This is a genomic window from Mucilaginibacter agri, from assembly GCF_009928685.1.
Classification (GTDB): domain Bacteria; phylum Bacteroidota; class Bacteroidia; order Sphingobacteriales; family Sphingobacteriaceae; genus Mucilaginibacter; species Mucilaginibacter agri.
Map to the genome: position 1 here is coordinate 78,988 of NZ_WWEO01000037.1, position 16,310 is coordinate 95,297.

The 16,310-nt window shown below is 42.7% G+C and carries 14 protein-coding genes; 8 read left to right on the top strand and 6 right to left on the bottom strand.

The genetic code is table 11. The features are described from left to right. Nucleotides 1-275: 275 nt before the first annotated feature. Nucleotides 276-2,480, bottom strand: a complete 2,205-nt coding sequence (locus GSY63_RS03050) for a glycoside hydrolase family 88 protein (RefSeq protein WP_166584355.1) — start codon at nt 2,478-2,480, stop codon at nt 276-278. A gap of 271 nt (nt 2,481-2,751) precedes the next feature. On the opposite strand from GSY63_RS03050, the gene GSY63_RS03055 reads away from it, so the two are divergent. From GSY63_RS03055 to GSY63_RS03065, 4 genes are all read left to right on the top strand, one after another. Beyond that, on the top strand, nt 2,752-3,696 hold the full coding sequence (locus GSY63_RS03055; protein ID WP_166584356.1) for a manganese catalase family protein: 945 nt from the start codon (nt 2,752-2,754) through the stop codon (nt 3,694-3,696). 152 nt (nt 3,697-3,848) lie between these two features. After that, entirely contained in the window at nt 3,849-3,980 is a 132-nt protein-coding gene (locus GSY63_RS24955; RefSeq protein ID WP_262887326.1) for a hypothetical protein, read from the top strand. 55 nt (nt 3,981-4,035) lie between these two features. After that, nucleotides 4,036-4,287: a hypothetical protein gene (locus GSY63_RS03060; protein WP_166584357.1), complete on the top strand. Its 252-nt coding sequence runs from the start codon at nt 4,036-4,038 to the stop codon at nt 4,285-4,287. A gap of 412 nt (nt 4,288-4,699) precedes the next feature. Next, nucleotides 4,700-5,770, top strand: coding sequence for a PAS domain-containing sensor histidine kinase (locus tag GSY63_RS03065; protein WP_166584358.1), 1,071 nt, complete (start codon nt 4,700-4,702; stop codon nt 5,768-5,770). Nucleotides 5,771-5,847: 77 nt separating this feature from the next. Here GSY63_RS03065 and GSY63_RS03070 read toward each other — a convergent pair whose 3' ends face one another. The 3 genes from GSY63_RS03070 to GSY63_RS03080 form a co-directional block, all read right to left on the bottom strand. Beyond that, nucleotides 5,848-6,225 carry a helix-turn-helix domain-containing protein gene (locus tag GSY63_RS03070; protein ID WP_166584359.1) on the bottom strand — a complete coding sequence of 126 codons (378 nt, stop codon included), beginning with the start codon at nt 6,223-6,225 and terminating at the stop codon, nt 5,848-5,850. 335 nt (nt 6,226-6,560) lie between these two features. Beyond that, nucleotides 6,561-7,529, bottom strand: coding sequence for a YihY/virulence factor BrkB family protein (locus GSY63_RS03075; RefSeq protein WP_166584360.1), 969 nt, complete (start codon nt 7,527-7,529; stop codon nt 6,561-6,563). A gap of 126 nt (nt 7,530-7,655) precedes the next feature. Continuing rightward, nucleotides 7,656-8,093 carry a hypothetical protein gene (locus tag GSY63_RS03080; RefSeq protein WP_243749141.1) on the bottom strand — a complete coding sequence of 146 codons (438 nt, stop codon included), beginning with the start codon at nt 8,091-8,093 and terminating at the stop codon, nt 7,656-7,658. 1,262 nt (nt 8,094-9,355) lie between these two features. Here GSY63_RS03080 and GSY63_RS03085 point away from each other — a divergent pair. Both GSY63_RS03085 and GSY63_RS03090 read left to right on the top strand, forming a co-directional pair. After that, on the top strand, nt 9,356-10,684 hold the full coding sequence (locus tag GSY63_RS03085; protein WP_166584362.1) for an OmpA family protein: 1,329 nt from the start codon (nt 9,356-9,358) through the stop codon (nt 10,682-10,684). Nucleotides 10,685-10,701: 17 nt separating this feature from the next. After that, nucleotides 10,702-11,283, top strand: coding sequence for a hypothetical protein (locus GSY63_RS03090; protein ID WP_166584363.1), 582 nt, complete (start codon nt 10,702-10,704; stop codon nt 11,281-11,283). 586 nt (nt 11,284-11,869) lie between these two features. Here GSY63_RS03090 and GSY63_RS03095 read toward each other — a convergent pair. Both GSY63_RS03095 and GSY63_RS03100 read right to left on the bottom strand, forming a co-directional pair. Then, complete coding sequence (locus GSY63_RS03095; RefSeq protein WP_166584364.1) at nt 11,870-12,601, bottom strand: DUF72 domain-containing protein; 732 nt, start codon at nt 12,599-12,601, stop codon at nt 11,870-11,872. Nucleotides 12,602-12,623: 22 nt separating this feature from the next. Next, complete coding sequence (locus GSY63_RS03100; RefSeq protein ID WP_166584365.1) at nt 12,624-14,087, bottom strand: FAD-dependent oxidoreductase; 1,464 nt, start codon at nt 14,085-14,087, stop codon at nt 12,624-12,626. Between the two features lie 181 nt (nt 14,088-14,268). On the opposite strand from GSY63_RS03100, the gene GSY63_RS03105 reads away from it, so the two are divergent. Beyond that, complete coding sequence (locus GSY63_RS03105; RefSeq protein ID WP_166584366.1) at nt 14,269-15,480, top strand: zinc-dependent alcohol dehydrogenase; 1,212 nt, start codon at nt 14,269-14,271, stop codon at nt 15,478-15,480. A gap of 15 nt (nt 15,481-15,495) precedes the next feature. Beyond that, the gene (locus GSY63_RS03110) at nt 15,496-16,302 is read left to right on the top strand and encodes an SDR family NAD(P)-dependent oxidoreductase (RefSeq protein WP_166584367.1); all 807 of its coding nucleotides are present in this window, start codon (nt 15,496-15,498) and stop codon (nt 16,300-16,302) included. The last annotated feature ends 8 nt before the right edge of the window (nt 16,303-16,310 follow it).

Consider the following 16,310-nt stretch of genomic DNA (forward strand, 5'->3'; position numbering starts at 1 on the left):
CGCATTTTTATGTTCTTTTTTATAATCATTTCGTCCTGAAAAAGAAGAATCTTTTGCCCTTGATAAATCTTCCGAACGCCGTGTTGTGCGCAATGATGAATACCATCAGTTGACTCAACAATGCAAGAACAAAACGGCCGTCACCTGCGAACAACATTTCCCTATAACAAACCATGAATTCACTACCGGCGGGGGAATGTTAGTGTAATGCTAATTTGCTTGGGTGCAGACCTAATGAAATTTTTGAGTTGCGCTAGAACGTAAATTTTATTGGTTCATGATTTCCATGTGATTTTCATTAGCTGATTTCCGCTAATTAAAAATTCGATATGTCCATCTTTATGTACCCCCCCTGACAGGGCAGCATTGCCGCCCGTTAGTTTGAGATCAGGCAATTTCGATTTACCATTCTTAATGAGCATCAAGCGGCAATTTAACCGCTCGTCACCTTTTACGGTAAATGACACTTGCCCTTTATTGTACTTAAAATCAGCCGTGGGGTAGTCACTGAATATTATAAACTCTTCGCCGGGTATTTTATGGAAATGGCGAGGTATAATTCCAAATGCCACGCCGGCACCGTATACTTCCTGTCCGACAGTGCCGGACTGTTCCCAGCCGTCATGAATATCTTCTATCGCAATCCATAGCTTGTGGTCCACCTGGCCAGTTTTTACATCATCAGACAGCATTTCCTTTGGCAGATTTGGCGGGTAATAATAAGGTGCTCGATGTAACAGGTATTTGATAAATTCAGAAATTAGCATAGTTACCGATGGCAGGATCTCTTCATCCTCCGCATACAACAGGAAATTGTGTAATGCGGCAAAAACCTCCTGCTCTTCATATGCTGCAGTATAGGGTGCATCATTTAGCGGAAACATCGCAAAAAATGTCCGGTAGTCCTTAGCAAATCCGTAGTTACATTCCCATAACTGAAAATTCTTGGATATATTGGCGAGACAGAGGTAAGCCAGATCGAGGTAATTCTTTTCTTTTGTCTCCTTGTAAAGCCAAAGCATCGCGTTGGCGCCGAAGGCGGTGTTGTTGGCCTGGTAAAACAAGTCAAAGCCTTTGCTGTGCAGTGTTTTCGCGGCTTTTTTGGCCTCCAGCAGGTACTTATTTTCTTTGGTTAGTTGCCAGGCATGCAACATAACTAGCGCGTAAAGACCAGCAACATCTTTCTCACCGCCTTTACCGGGCTGAGTTTCGGCTTTAATAACCTCCAAGGTTTCCATGTTATACATTACGGGCCAGTTATATTTAAAATGACGTGCAACCCGAATCGTAAAATCCAAAGAATTCAGGAACAACTTTTTGGCTTGCTCATCGCCGCGTAAACCTAATCGGCCCAAATTCAGCATTGGATGATGCAGGTACCAAGAATCCATTACATTGGGCTTCAATTGTTCTTCATCGCCGCTTAATTGGTTTGCCAGTGCGGGAAGGAATCGGACTACCGTCTTGAGTTCTTCGCTATAAAAAGCATCCAGCCCGTTTTTAATTTTCTTTATGGCTGGCAGTTCAGCCTGGCACCAGTCGTGATAGTCTGTAAGTGGCAGCAATACAGCCAGCTGCACCATCAGTTCAGGAGGCGTTGCGTAATCCGCTACATAAGCATTCAGGTAATCCTCTTCCGCGCCATGTGACCAGCAGCCATGACTAAATTCTAAATCGTGCAGGCCTTGGTCGACCATACCCAGCCAATTAAAATATTCAACTGCGGGTTTCGGGAGATATAGATAAATATCGGCAAGTAAGTTCAGAAATTGCTTTGAAAGCTCCAACTCATCTTTTGGTTGCTCTGGGCTGAAGACGATAAAGGCATCCGAAAGCACGATCTCCTTATCCGCAGGCAGCGGCTTTTCTTTCAGGGTCGGCGGTAAAGCGAAGCCAAGCTCCGGCCAGCTGCCGCCGACTACATTGCCAAGCGAAGTTTCCGTTGCATGTGCGTAAGCATTTAAAGCTGTTAAATTTTGGAAATAGAGCAGGGCGCCCGATGCCGGCTTATCCAAGGTAACATACTGAAGGCCCGATCGCGTGCCGATTTGGCTGACATGCACCGTGCCTGTAGGCTTTGCTTGCTTGTCTACAGGACCCGTAATCACCATGTCTCTGGGCCAGAATGGCATTAAAAGCTGCTCACGTGTTTTTAAGGTCGTGGTATAATGCAGCAAAGGTTTACCGGGTTCGGGAAAACTCACATTAACTTGATGATCGCCAATGCTGGAGTTAAGGTTGATCTTGATCCCGTCTGTCTCCCGGACAATTTTGCCTGAAGTCAAATAGCCGTTGGGCGCGTATGCGGGCCTAAGGACCACTTGGGTGCCTTTAGGACAGGTGGCCACGATCCACAGCGAATTGCCGAGAAGGTGGACTTTGAACGTATAACCATCAATTTCTTCGGTGGCGATAGTCGGCTGATCTCGTTTATGGAAAAGATTTTCTACTGCGCGGGCCCAAGGTGAAAGTGCGTCCATTGTATCAAATTTTAATTGCTGAATAAAAATTTATTACACCGAGAACGCGTCGGTAAAGCGCCAATAAAAATAATTGTGTATCAAGAACCGCATATTTTCGAAAATGTTTTGCGCTCAGTTTGAATTTTTCAAAGCATATTAAAAAATAAGAAAATAAATTAACCAAAGGTGAAAACATTAATCGTTGGGGCCAGTTGTATTAGCACAGCTATTCCGCAATATAAGCCTTAGTCCGGCACATCAAATTCGTTTACCTTTTAAAATTACAGAAATGTTTCATCACGTTAAATCACTACAATTTAATGCTCGGGTTTCACGCCCCGACCCTCGCTTTGCCAACCTATTATTAGAACAATTCGGCGGAGAAAATGGAGAACTGGCAGCAGCTATGCAATATTTTACTCAGGCTTTTGGTGCTAAAATGCCCCATCCTGACAAATACGATATGCTGATGGATATTGCCACCGAGGAGTTTTCTCACCTGGAGATCGTAGGCGCTACGATTCAAATGTTATTGAAAGGCGTCAACGGCGAGCTGAAAGACGCGGCCGAACAAACCGATTTCATGGTGGCTATGAACGGCAAGGCTGCAAAAGAAAGTGTAATTCATGCGGCGCTTACCGCTAATCCACAATTTCCGATCATTACCGGTGGCGGTCCGACACTGCGTAATAGCCAGGGAATACCATGGTGTGCCAGCTACATTCATTCTAATGGTGATTTGACTGTTGATCTGCGCAGCAACCTCGCCTCAGAATCTCGTGCCAAACTGGTATATGAGCACCTGATGAAATTTACAGATGATCCGTATGTGAAGGAAACGCTGTCATTCTTAATGACTCGGGAAGTAACCCACTATAAAATGTTCGAGGCGGCTTTAGATAGCATCCAGCCGAACTTCCCTCCGGGGGTATTAGGCGCCGATCCCCGTTACCTGCAAAATGTTTATAATCTATCCGACGGTACTGTACGCGGCCCATGGAATGAAGGCGAAATCAAAGGTATGGGCAAAGAATTTAAATATGTATCCAATCCATTAGAACAGGTACAGGAAACTGAAGGCCAAACCAATTTGCCGGAAGATTTTAGCAAAGAATTAGAAGCCAGCAAGGAATTAGATATGGAAATGAGCGACATTAAAAGTACTGAAGTCAAAAATGCGGAGCCCGAAGGTGTTGCGCAGTGGAGCGCCTATTCAGAACCTATAGAAAAGTAGGCTGACGAACTGGGTTTGCATCCTGGCGGCAGCTGGACTTACTGAATGCGTACATGTGTGTGCATTTCAAAAGAGGGTAAAGATGGAAATCGTATTTTTTAATAAAAGTCACGAAAATATAATTAAGGGTTAATTGATAATCAAAAAATAACATGAGTAAAGATAAAGGCGGAAAGAACATAAAAAAGGCACCTGCCAGTGAAGAGAAGAAAAGTACGTCTGATTACCAGGCAGGAAAAAAGACGGTTTCTAAAGACGAAGCAACTAACAACAAAAAGAAATAGGTCCGGAGCGATAATTGACCTCCAGATAGGGAATTAATCTAATTAATAATTAACGATGGAAAACAAACAAAACGACAAAAGTGAAGGTAGGGTTGCCACGGCGATTGAAGAACAAACCGCCAAATTACCTTCCGATTTATTTCTTTGGGCTGCGCTGGGGTCAATGACCGTTTCGCTCACTTTAAAGATTATGGCCAAAAAACACACGGCTTTATTTGTTGGCCAATGGGCAGCACCATTTCTTCTTCTGGGTATTTACAACAAGTTGGTGAAACTGGAAGGTCACGATCAGTCTCATTTACAATAGAAAAGCTCAAGTAGGTATTATTGGTTACATGAACTTCAACTTACTGTAGAGCAACGCGAAAAAAAATATCGGCATCTATCTATACCTTAAGAAATCCAGCAAACGGATACTAACTGACCATTCTGAAGAAAGCACCTCGTCCCGACTTTGGACGAGGTGCTTGGTTTACAGAAAGCTAAGTTTGCAGATTATAAATTCAAATTAAAATGTTCCAAACACACGGAAGAGTACGTGCATCGGCGAAACGGAATCAGATAGCAGTTAAGTTTGCTGATGATAATCAATTGACGCACGCGAAAAACGAATTCGTCGCCGACGGGCGATGGGAAGAAGAAGAGCACTGTTTAAAAGCTGCCGAAAAGTCTAAACCGGCCCACCATTTGTACGCTGGAAATAATCTAACAAAAACGCCATGATTAACGTTTCCGACAGCTTGTTACAGATGGTTGAAAGCTCTCAACAACTCTACTTTTCGTACAGCTTAGCAAGTGAACGTGTTATTTACCTTAATCCAGCGTTTAAGGATTTTTTCCAAGCGGAGGAAGCAACCTTTACCATTCCTGCCTTACTGGCTATGGTACACCGGGAGGATAAAGATTATGTAATTTCGAGATTTGTGGCCTGCACGGCAGGGAAAAATGTGGAACAGATCGAATGTCGTATAGTTAGGGGAGAAGAAATGCGGCACATCAATATTTCAGCATATCTAGTTTCAACTGACGACGAGCGATTATTAATGGGGTATGCCGAGGACATAACAGCCGCCAAAACACAGCTAAACATTATCAGTAAGCATAATGCAAAGAAGAATTCTGTACTAAGTATCCTGGCGCATGATCTGGCGGGTCCAATCGGCGTGATACAAAATTTATCTGATTTGCTACATCGCGAAGCGGTACAATGGCAAAGCTCGAGAGCTAATGAATATATCGAGTTGGTCAATAAAATCAGTAAAAGCTGCATTAAGCTGATCAGAGATTTTCTCGATCATGAGTTTTTGGAAAGTGCGGGCGTTAGCCTGGTGAAGAAGCGGGTTAACCTCACGGAGAAAATAAAGGACCAAACGGAGCAGTACCTTCGTAATCAAAATAAGCTTCATAAAGAAATTTCGTTCGTTGTTAATCAATCCGAGATCTATATTGAGGTCGACGAAGATAAATTTTTGCAGGTTATCAATAATTTACTCTCAAACGCCCTTAAATTCACCAGAGACGGCGGAAGAATCGTTGTTTCAGTCGAAGAACGCGAACAGAGTGTTATGATCAAAGTGGCGGATGATGGTATTGGTATACCAGAACGATTCCATGAAACACTTTTTGAAAAATTTAGTGAAGCAAGGAGGACTGGCTTAAAAGGCGAGCACTCTACCGGGCTAGGGATGTCAATTATTAAAACTATTGTAGAATGGCATCATGGAAAAATCTGGTTCGAAAGTATTGAAAATCAAGGAACGACTTTTTTTATAGAGTTGCCGAAATCCTAACCTGTGAACTTAAAGCTCCTATACTACTCACGTGGATTTATTTTCGCAAAATCAGTAAAAAATAGATAAGTATGTTGTCAATCATTGCATTGTACCGGTTGTGCAAGTCCCTCCAAAAGCCCGTTGTAAGATTTCAGGAGCACCAGGTATTTATTTATCCAATAAGCTTCAGAGCTCTCCGGTGGAACCGGGTTCCCATTTTTCATTTGAGAATCTTCTAATTCACTTTCGAGACTACTAAAGTGACCCTTTGGAAAAAGATCTGGAAAATCCGGTGAAAAGTCACAATTCAACGCGTGTGCAATTCGCTCAATGGTTTGAATGTTTAATTTGCGACAATTAAACCAATTGTGAACAGATCGCCTGTTTACTCCGGTCAGACGTGCTACATCGCCAACGCTATACCCGCTAATTTTAATTTTCCTCTCAATAATACGACCGTAATGTAATTCCATAAGCTTAATTTAAAACGTGGTTTAGGTTTTTGATGATAAGTTCTTTATCACATTGCCAATTGAAACGACACGATAATAGTCAGCACCGCTAAACCAAGTGAAGCGCGAAGCTGGGTACAATTCTAACAAATGGGAATTTTACCACTCGCGTATTTTAGCCCTAATAAATTTTGATTATTACGCTATATTACGCTAAGTAATTCTTGGGGAACTTTCGTTATCAGAAATCATAACTGCAGAATTAGATGTTTTCTACCCTGATGTTAGTCTCGTCTTTAAATAGCCGTGTCCATTTGTTGTTAATACTATGACATGGTGAGTAACCCATTTATCGACTAACTTTTTTCAGGTTCAATATTATGCTGTTTGGGTAAAACATCAACGTCTTGTTCCGATTCTTTTTGCTCGATATGGACTGCAAATTCAGCCGGAGCGATTTTAACTCCTTTAAAATCGGCATAAGCTCGCGTAAACTCTGCACCAAAATATAGTATGGCTGCTGTATAGTATACCCAAAGCAGGATAACGATTAACGATCCTGCCGCACCATAAGTAGAACTGGTACCGGACTTCTCAATATAAATTCCAATAAGCAAACGTCCAATCATAAAGAGTACCGCAGTGAAAATTGCTCCGGACCGAACGTCTTTCCAGGCTATCTTGACATCGGGAAGTACTTTAAAGATCACGCCAAAAAGTACTGCAATTACTACAAAGCTGATGACGATATTAATAACGTTAAAAACGATTACTGTAATGTCAGGAAGAAAGGTTTTTAACCGTTCGCTAAGCGCCAATAATGCGCCGTTTAGAACAAGGGAAACTAACAACAAAAAGCCTAGTGTGACAATCAAAGAACCGGACAACAATCGGTCTTTCACCAGCTTCAACCAGCCTTTTTTTGGTTTAGGTTTTACTTGCCAAATCATATTGATTGACTCCTGAATCTCGCCAAACACCGTAGTCGCGCCGATAATCAGGGTGATTATTCCGATGATCACTGACATTGTGGATTTTCCTGACATTTCCAGATGCTTGATCATGTCTTGGATCTGCTTGGCGGCGTCGTTACCAACCATGCCATTTATTTCAGAAAAAACTTTTCCCTGAATGGCGTCCTTTCCTAAAAAAATTCCTGCCATGGAAATCAGCAGCAGTAACAGCGGTGCTAAAGAAAATATCGTGTAATAGGCTAACGAAGCACTGAACTTCAAGGCCCGGTCATCCATAAAACCATTGAAAGCAGCTTTAACAATTTTTATACCGTTGCGCAAAGCGTCTTTCGTGAAGTATTCTTGTATCATATTGAACGATGTTAAGCTTATGTTTATAATGGATAATTGAATGTTTCGTGCTTAATTACAAATGGCGAGATAAGTAGTGGTACACTCGGCTTCTTACAAAACTTATTCACCTGATTTACTTTACTGTTAAAGCGACCTTTTCCGGAGGACTTTAAGGGAGATCGCGGATACCAATCCTCCGATAGTGTACAAGGCAACGGTTAATAATTTTGTTTTCTCCGTACGGTTGACCGGTGCATCGCTCAGGCCCATCGGGCCTGGCAATTCTAAAGCGCCAATGCCCGCTGTCAGGCCAACAAGGGTTCCTGTTAAAAGGATGAACTTATTCTTTGCAAAGCCAATGGTGCTATAATACAGGGTGTTGCTGAAAATATCTCCCGCGAAAGTCGCTGCAAATAGCGCATTACCTGTGAGTGGCATTAGTCCTAACGATAGCATACTTTCGGTTAGTACTTCCTCGCCTACCAGATCCACCCGGGGCGCATCATCGTCAAAACACTTAATAGTTTGATGGATAATATTTAATGCTACTGCACCAGCAAGGCCGGCAATAATATTCGTCATGATTTTTTTCATATTCCGATTTCGTTTTGCTAATTGGACACGAAAGTTGATATGCCCATGAAAAACTGTTGGTATTGGTAGAACAAGAGATGTGTGATTTAATTACTAATTAATTTATTTTCACAACAATATCATGATGTTATAGTTTGAGTAAATTGACATTAAGAGTTAATGCATTCTAAAATGTTCCATGCCTCGATAAAGTGCTGTTCGATTTAAGTATCACGATTGATTTAACTCGCACGCTTAAACAATTCATTTTAAATCGTAATGACCCTGGGGGAAACAATTGGCAGATTTGGGGTTTGTTGAGAAAGGGTTTTTGTACCCTAAAAAGTTATACCACAGCTTGAGGTCGGGTCGTTGGACTGATTCTCGGAAGGTTAAACTATCAACACATATAATTTTTGTAAGCGTGCCCGACAAAATAAATGAGTTCGAAGAACAGTTAAGCTTTCCTAAAGAATATTCCTTTAAACGTTACAATCAACTGAGAAATGTGTTAACCCATCTACAATTATTTTTGTAGAAGGTGGCATTTTAAACAGATGGACAGATCCATCTTGATCTTGAAGTGACGGTGGAGCATTCAACTGAAACCCTTATGACGCTTCATTACACAGCGAAAAAAAGTTAACGACTCTGAAACGAGTGTGGATGGAACATAAAATCGTATCGATTTTCAAAATTTATGTGCCGGATCTTACGTTTAACGCCTGCCGAATGGTAATCTATTCGACAGATTAAGGAAGTTTTTCATTACCATAAGAAGCGCACTTTAATTGACTGAATATGGGAAATAACGGCTTAGTCACACTAATATGTGTTGGCGAGAATAAGAAATGATAAACGTAATTGCCATTTCACCACTTAAAAACTTTTTCGCAAACTGGAATATAATTAACTGAAGAGCATCGTTAGTTACTTTTAACATGAGTCACCTGCTTCAAGGTTAATGTATCAAAATCCATAATTATTGAAGTATTCGATCACGACCTGTCCTAAATCGAAGATTTCTAACATAAAAAAATTATTGCGAAAGGTTGCCCGCGCCTTATTTAAAATTCGGCAAATATTTTATGATTGATTAGAACACGCCGAAAATCGAGTAGACAGGATTGTAAAGCTCATAAATGAGTTTTATTATTGATGTTAATATCAATTAATTTAATTAATAAAATAAATATTTAACTAAATGTGTATTTGTGGCACGGTTATCCCTATAGCTGCATGCAAGAATAATCTGCAATTAATAAAAATACATGAAATTTAAATTTACAAAGTCTGCGTTAGTTCTGGGCTTAATAGGTGCATCCGCATCTGCTTTTGCTCAGCAAACTATGTCAGATACGACGAAAAGATTTGATAAAAAGCAATTTCGAACTTGGTCAATCGGTGTGAATGGTGGTATGTTAACGCACTATACACCCTTTAATAATAATGCAAATGGTGATTTTCAAACGCCGCAAGAAAGATGGGGATACGGTGGATATATCAAAAAACAAATCCTGCCAGGCTTTGGTATTCAGGCAGATTTCCTCGCCGGCAAACTTAAAGGGTTCCGGTACAATGGATTGCCATCAGGAACACAAGCGCAGGATAACAGCCATTTCAAAACGCATATAGAATGGTCTGGTTCGGTAAGTGCCAATTTTACAATTGCCAATTTAAGCCTGAATCAAAAACGGAATTTTCTATCGCCGTACTTGACTGCGGGTGCCGGTTACATGTCCTATAACGCACAAACGTTCAACACGCCGGGCGGAGAGAATTTGGGCTACCAGCGCAACTGGTTTGTTCCTGTTGGTGCCGGATTTAAAATAGGCCTGTCGAAAGGCGTAAATCTGGACTTGGGGTACACGGTGAGTTTTATGAAGACTAATCAGTTTGATGGCGTGGCAAGCGCGATGAATGATCGCTTTACTTATGCACACGCGGGTGTGGAAATTGCCTTGGGTAAAAGGAAATCATCGCAATTACAAAATTACAGTGCTATTGCAGCCCTACGCGAAGCAAATGCAGCTGAAAGTATGGAGTTGCGTAACAAATTGGCCATTGCAGAACAGCAACGTATAGCCGATGAACAGCAATATACCAAAGATATGTCTGATGAAGATATGGACGGCGTAGCGAATAAATTCGACAAATGTCCCGGAACCACGGCTGGTACCGCAGTTGATGGATCTGGTTGCCCGCTAAAAGTTCCTGCGCCGATTGAGAAAGTAAGGGTTATTGTCACTGATGCCGACCGTAAAGTTGTTAATGAAGCGATTAAAGACCTCGAATTTGATTTAGGCAAATCTACCATCCGCGAAAAGTCATATCCAACCCTAAACCGGGTCGCAGCCCTGTTGGTTGAGAAGAATTTTAGTTTGAAGTTGGCCGGACATACCGATAACACAGGATCAGCAGCTTTAAATTTAAGTCTTTCAAAAGATCGCGCAGAGGCGATTAAAGCTTACCTGGTAGCCCAAGGTGCCAATGCATCGAGAATTGAAGCCACAGGTTACGGACAAACCCAGCCAATCGCTTCCAACAAAACAGCAGCAGGCCGACAAAAAAACAGACGAGTTGAGTTCTCATTATTTTAAGCTTTAATCAAATAATCATGAAAAAATATTTAATCTTTTCTTTTCTTGCGCTGTTCGCGACAAGTTCTGCCGTTCGGGCGCAAATTCAGCAAGGCAATGTTTTGGTAGGCGGTAATTTCGCAAACCTTAGTCTCGGACTGGATAACGCTAAGGTCATCAGTATTGATCTGACACCAAAGGCAGCTTGGTTTGTAAAAGACAACGTTGCCATTGGTGGTTACATTAATCTGGGAATTCAATCTGCACATAACAGCAGCACAACAACCAATTATGGTATTGGCGGCTTAGGCCGCTATTATACAGGTAAGGACGTCGAAATATTACGCCACGGCAGAATTTTCGGTGAAGCAACGGTGGGTGTCGGCGGGATTAATGTGAGCGATGGTGGAGGTCACACGAATGGCCTGGATTTTAGTTTTGGTCCCGGGTTTGCCTACTTTGTTACCCCCAGCATTGGGTTAGAGACGTTGCTAAAATATAATGGAGTAGGTGGTTTCGGCGATGCCGGCTATCAAAGTACTTTCGGCTTATCTTTTGGGCTACAAGTTTACCTGCCAGGTAGAAATACTGCCCGAAAAGTAAAAAGCGATATGAAATAGAATTGCTTGAATATAGAAGTGAAATAGGTAGCCACAAAAGGGCTGCCTATTTTTCATATACAATAGAATTACAGATCTCAATATCATTATCTAATCAATATAAAGTGGCATTTTTATGGAAAAGAAATATCCAATTGCCGGGATGTTGTTTCCAACATTAAAAATGTAAGAATAGCAAAAAATAGAAGGCTGAGGATCTGGAAGCCCATTTAAATATATCATGCAATGCTTATAGTAAGATCGAATCTTGCTGGTCGAAATTAACTTTAGAACGGTTGTGGCAAATAGCTGATATTTGAATGTTAATATAAGTGAACTTTTTTAGGAAGCCTGAAGCTTTAGATTCCCACGCGACAGACTCTGTTATCATTGGCCTGTATTAATGAAGACCGGTATCATTGTTCTCCTGAATCATAACTATAGCCTGTAAATTTATAGTCGAATATTTGTTTGGCTATTTTAACTCAAAGCGATGCGAAAAGTATTTCCAATTTTTCAACGGCTGTCAGCCTAATTGTTGTTTAGAAAATCCAGTATTATATAATATCTGATCTCTAGGTAGATAGATTAACCGATATCACAAGCTTTATATTTTTAAGTAGCTTTTTAAAAGATTTAAATTGTTCAGAGCGTCGCCTGCGGTATTATTAAAATAACAATATACATTCTTGTTTTCCTGCAACCAATCCTGAATATATGTTGCATATTCATAAAGTAAATCTTCCGAATAACTTCCTTTGTAGTTGCCCTCAGGTCCGTGAAAGCGAAGGTAAATTAATTCGTCGGAGGTCACTTCCAGTGGTGATGGCGCTTTGGGCATGTCCTGAATGACCATAGCAACTTGAAAACTGTTTAGTAACTCGTACACCTTATCGTTATACCAGGAGTTGTGGCGAAACTCAACTGCCACGGTCCAATCGCTGGTACTTAATAATTGCAATAGCTCTTCCAGCTGCCCGAGCGCACCAATTTGTACGCTAGGTGGAAATTGTACTAAAAGGCAGCCTCTTTTTTCGGCGGAGATATTAATAACATGCAAAAACCTGATTACGTCCTCAGCTTTAAAAATGAGGTTTTTTTGATGCGTGATTTCTTTCCAAAGCTTAAAGGTAAAGCGAAAATCCAAGGGAACATCGGCAGCCCATTTGCTGACGGTTTTGGCCATCGGTAATTGATAAAAAGAATTGTTGACTTCGAGGCTGTTTAAATGGTGGGCATAATAGGCAAGGCGTGATTTCTCCGCGTGCTCCTTAGGAAAATCCCTTTTCGGCATCGGGATCTTGATTCCACTTGTACCGCCGTAAAATTGTCCAGGCATATCAGGGCTTTTTTAACGTTAACTAGTGCTGCGGATTTGTATTTTCGATCTTCGCTAGACTGCGTGTTGCAGGACCGGTTAACACTTTCCCGTCTATGTCGAACCGCGCGCCATGGCAGGGGCAATCCCAACTCTTCTCTTCGTTATTCCAACCTACCACGCAGCCGGCATGGGTACATACCGGGCTTAAGGCGTGGATCGTTCCTGCATCATCACGATAAGCAGCAATTTTTTTTCCATCCACCTCGACTACCTTTCCAGTACCGGGCTTTAACCGTTTCAGCGAATCGCTTTCATGTATACCAAACCGGTCAGCTATGAAATGATAAGCCACATCAGCATTCTCTTTCACTAGTTCACTGAAACTATCGATCGGTTTAACGCGTGATGGACGAAACAAATCCGCATACTCATTTTCTAAACCCAACACCGCGTCACTCAGAATCTTCCCGGATATGCTGCCGAGCATCATACCGTTACCATTGTAACCGGTTGCACAGTAAATGCCTTGTTTCGCCATCGGCATTTGTCCGATATAAGGCAAGCCATCCACCGGTACATAGTACTGCGAAGACCATTGATATTTGATTGAAGAAACATTGTAATATTTCCGGATGTAATTCTCCAGGCCGGCAAACGCTTTGGCAGGGTCTTCATGCCCGGTCTTATGATCGAGTCCGCCAACCAATAGTAATCGTTCACCGTCTACTACATGTGACCGCACGTAATGATAGGGCTCCTGACAGTCATAGATTAAGGCATTCGGATATTTGCCGCTCTTGAGTTTTACCGCTATCACATAGCTACGATACGGCGCGCATTCAAAATTGAAAAGATTAAGGTTCGGCGGCATATGGGTTGCGTAAATCACTGCTCGCGCCCGGATATCACCGGCCGAATGAATGCCAGAGTTGGTTTCGATCGTTGTAATTATTGTATTTTCCCGGATGACCCCGCCAGCCGCTACGAAGGCTTTTTGTAAACCATGCAAATAGTTGATTGGGTGGAACTGGGCTTGACCATCCCAGATTAGTGCCTTTTTAAACGGGACTGGCGTAGGAACTTCGTCGGTGTAATTAACAGCTACGCCTACCTTAACGGCGCCGTGGTAAATTTCTTCCAGCTGCTTAGCTTCATCGTCATTCTCTGCATAAAGAAAGCCAGGCTTCGTTTCATAATCGCACGCAATCCCATACCTGTTAATATACCCCTTAATGAGGCCGAGTCCTTCAGCGATAGCGTCAGCAAATAACTGCGCGCCTTTCGCTCCAAACGCACTTTCCGCTTCGGTAAACGTGGTATCGGCAAATGTATTGATATGGGCGCTGGTTCCACTTGTTGAACCGAAGCCCAAAGTATGTGCTTCCGCAATCACCACCTTTTTGCCTGCCTCTTGCAGCAATAAGGCTGTGGTAAGTCCGGTAATACCACCTCCAACCACCACTGCATCATAAATAGTGCTTGACTCAACGTTGGATGAAGACATGTCTACCGTAGGAGACTGCCAGGGGCTTTGCAAAGCTCCATCACGGGCAATAGGTTGATCCGATTTTGTTACCATAGACCTACTACAACTGGCAGAGCCTGTGTGTTTGAAAACTTCTCATATATTATTAAACAAAAAAATTTACTACAGGTTAAATATAGACATCAAAATATGTGAACCTATGAAAGCAGCAGTATTCCATAAACCCGGCGACATCCGTTACGACACCGTAGAAGATCCGCGTCTGGAGCAAGACAACGACGTGATCCTTAAAGTAACCTCCACGGCTATTTGTGGTTCCGATTTGCACATCCTGAGCGGAGGCGTTCCGCAAACCCATCCTATGGTAATGGGCCACGAATTTATGGGGATTGTAGAGGAGGTGGGTAAAGGTGTCACCAAACTAAAAAAAGGCGACCGCGTGGTAGTGCCATTCCCGATCTCCTGCGGCCACTGCTTTTTTTGCCAGCATGATGCCTCACCGGCATGTGAAAACTCCAACTACAAGCATTATGGTCCAAACGGAGATATGGCCGATCAAAAAGGAGCCGCGCTTTTTGGCTACACCGATCTGTACGGTGGCTATTCGGGAGGGCAGGCAGAATATGTGCGGGTACCGTACGCAGATATCAGCCCACGCATTGTTCCGGAAAACATGACGGATGAACAGGTAATATTCCTGACCGATATCTTTCCGACAGGCTGGTCCGCAATTGACTGGGCTCAACTGAAAGGCGGCGAGGTTGTTGCCATTTTTGGTTCCGGTCCTGTAGGGCTAATGGCTCAGAAAGCAGCCTGGATCAATGGTGCCAGCCGTGTAATCGCGATCGATCCGTTGAACTATCGTTTGGACAAAGCCAGGGCAGTAAACAAAGTGGATACATTGAACCCGCACGATGTGGACGTTGTGGAGGCTATCCGCGAAATGACCGGCGGCCGGGGTGCAGATGTCTGTGTAGACGCCGTAGGTTTTGAACCCGAACGCAATTTGCTCGATAAGGCAAAAGCATTGGTGAATTTTGAAGTCGGCAGTATGAAAGTGCTGGACATGGCATTCAAAGCCGTCCGTCGCATGGGAACAGTCTCAATTATGGGTGTTTATGGTTCTCCCTTCGATAACTTCCCGCTACATCGCATATTTGACAAAGGCATCACGTTGAAAATGGGCCAGGCGCCGGTACTCAATTATATCGATCATCTCATCGAACTGGTTAAAACCGAAAAAGTAGTACTGGACGATATCATTACTCATACGCTGCCTTTAAGCGAGGTAACGCATGGTTACGAAATCTTTGACAAGAAGGAAGAAGATTGCGTGAAGGTGGTCCTTAAACCTTGGGAGCAGCAGAAGCCAACAAAAAACGAAGATGATCCGATCAAAATTAAAAACTAAGCAAAAACTTCTGCTATGGAAAACCAACAAAAAACAGCCCTGATCACTGGTGGCACCAGCGGGATTGGCAAAGAACTGGCTAAGCTTTTCGCCAAAGATCAATATAATCTGATCATTGTCGCCCGCAACGTGGGCGAACTGGATAGCACTAAGAATGAACTACAGACTTCATGTATACAGGTTACAACCATTGCAAAAGATCTTTCTGATCTGGAGCAGGTAAAAGCGCTCTGTACCGAGATTACAACACCGGTTGACGTATTGGTTAACGATGCCGGACAAGGCGTATATGGCTTATTCAAAGATAACGACCTGGAGCGCGAACTCGATATCGTGAAATTGAATATTAGTGCTACCGTTATTCTTACCAAGCATTTTTTGAAAGAAATGATCGCCCGCGGCGAAGGTAAAATTCTGAATCTCGGATCCGTAGCCGGTAAACTACCAGGCCCATGGCAGGCGGTTTATCATGCGACCAAGGCATTTGTATTGTCCTTTACCACCGCGGTGCGCGAGGAAGTAAAAGACAGCGGCGTAACCCTAACGGCTTTAATGCCGGGCGTTACAGATACCGATTTCTTTAACAAAGCCGACATGAACGAAAGCAAAGCGGTGCAGGATCAGGAAGCCATGGCCGATCCGGGTGATGTAGCCCAGGCAGGCTACAATGCATTAATGGCAGGTGAAGATCGCGTGATTGCAGGTTTTAAAAATAAAATTCAGGTTAATGCTGCCAACTTTATGCCGGATAGCGCTGTGGCGCACCAGCTGTATGAGCAGCAAAAACCCGTAGGACAGGAACAGCAAAATCAAAATAACTAATCATCTAC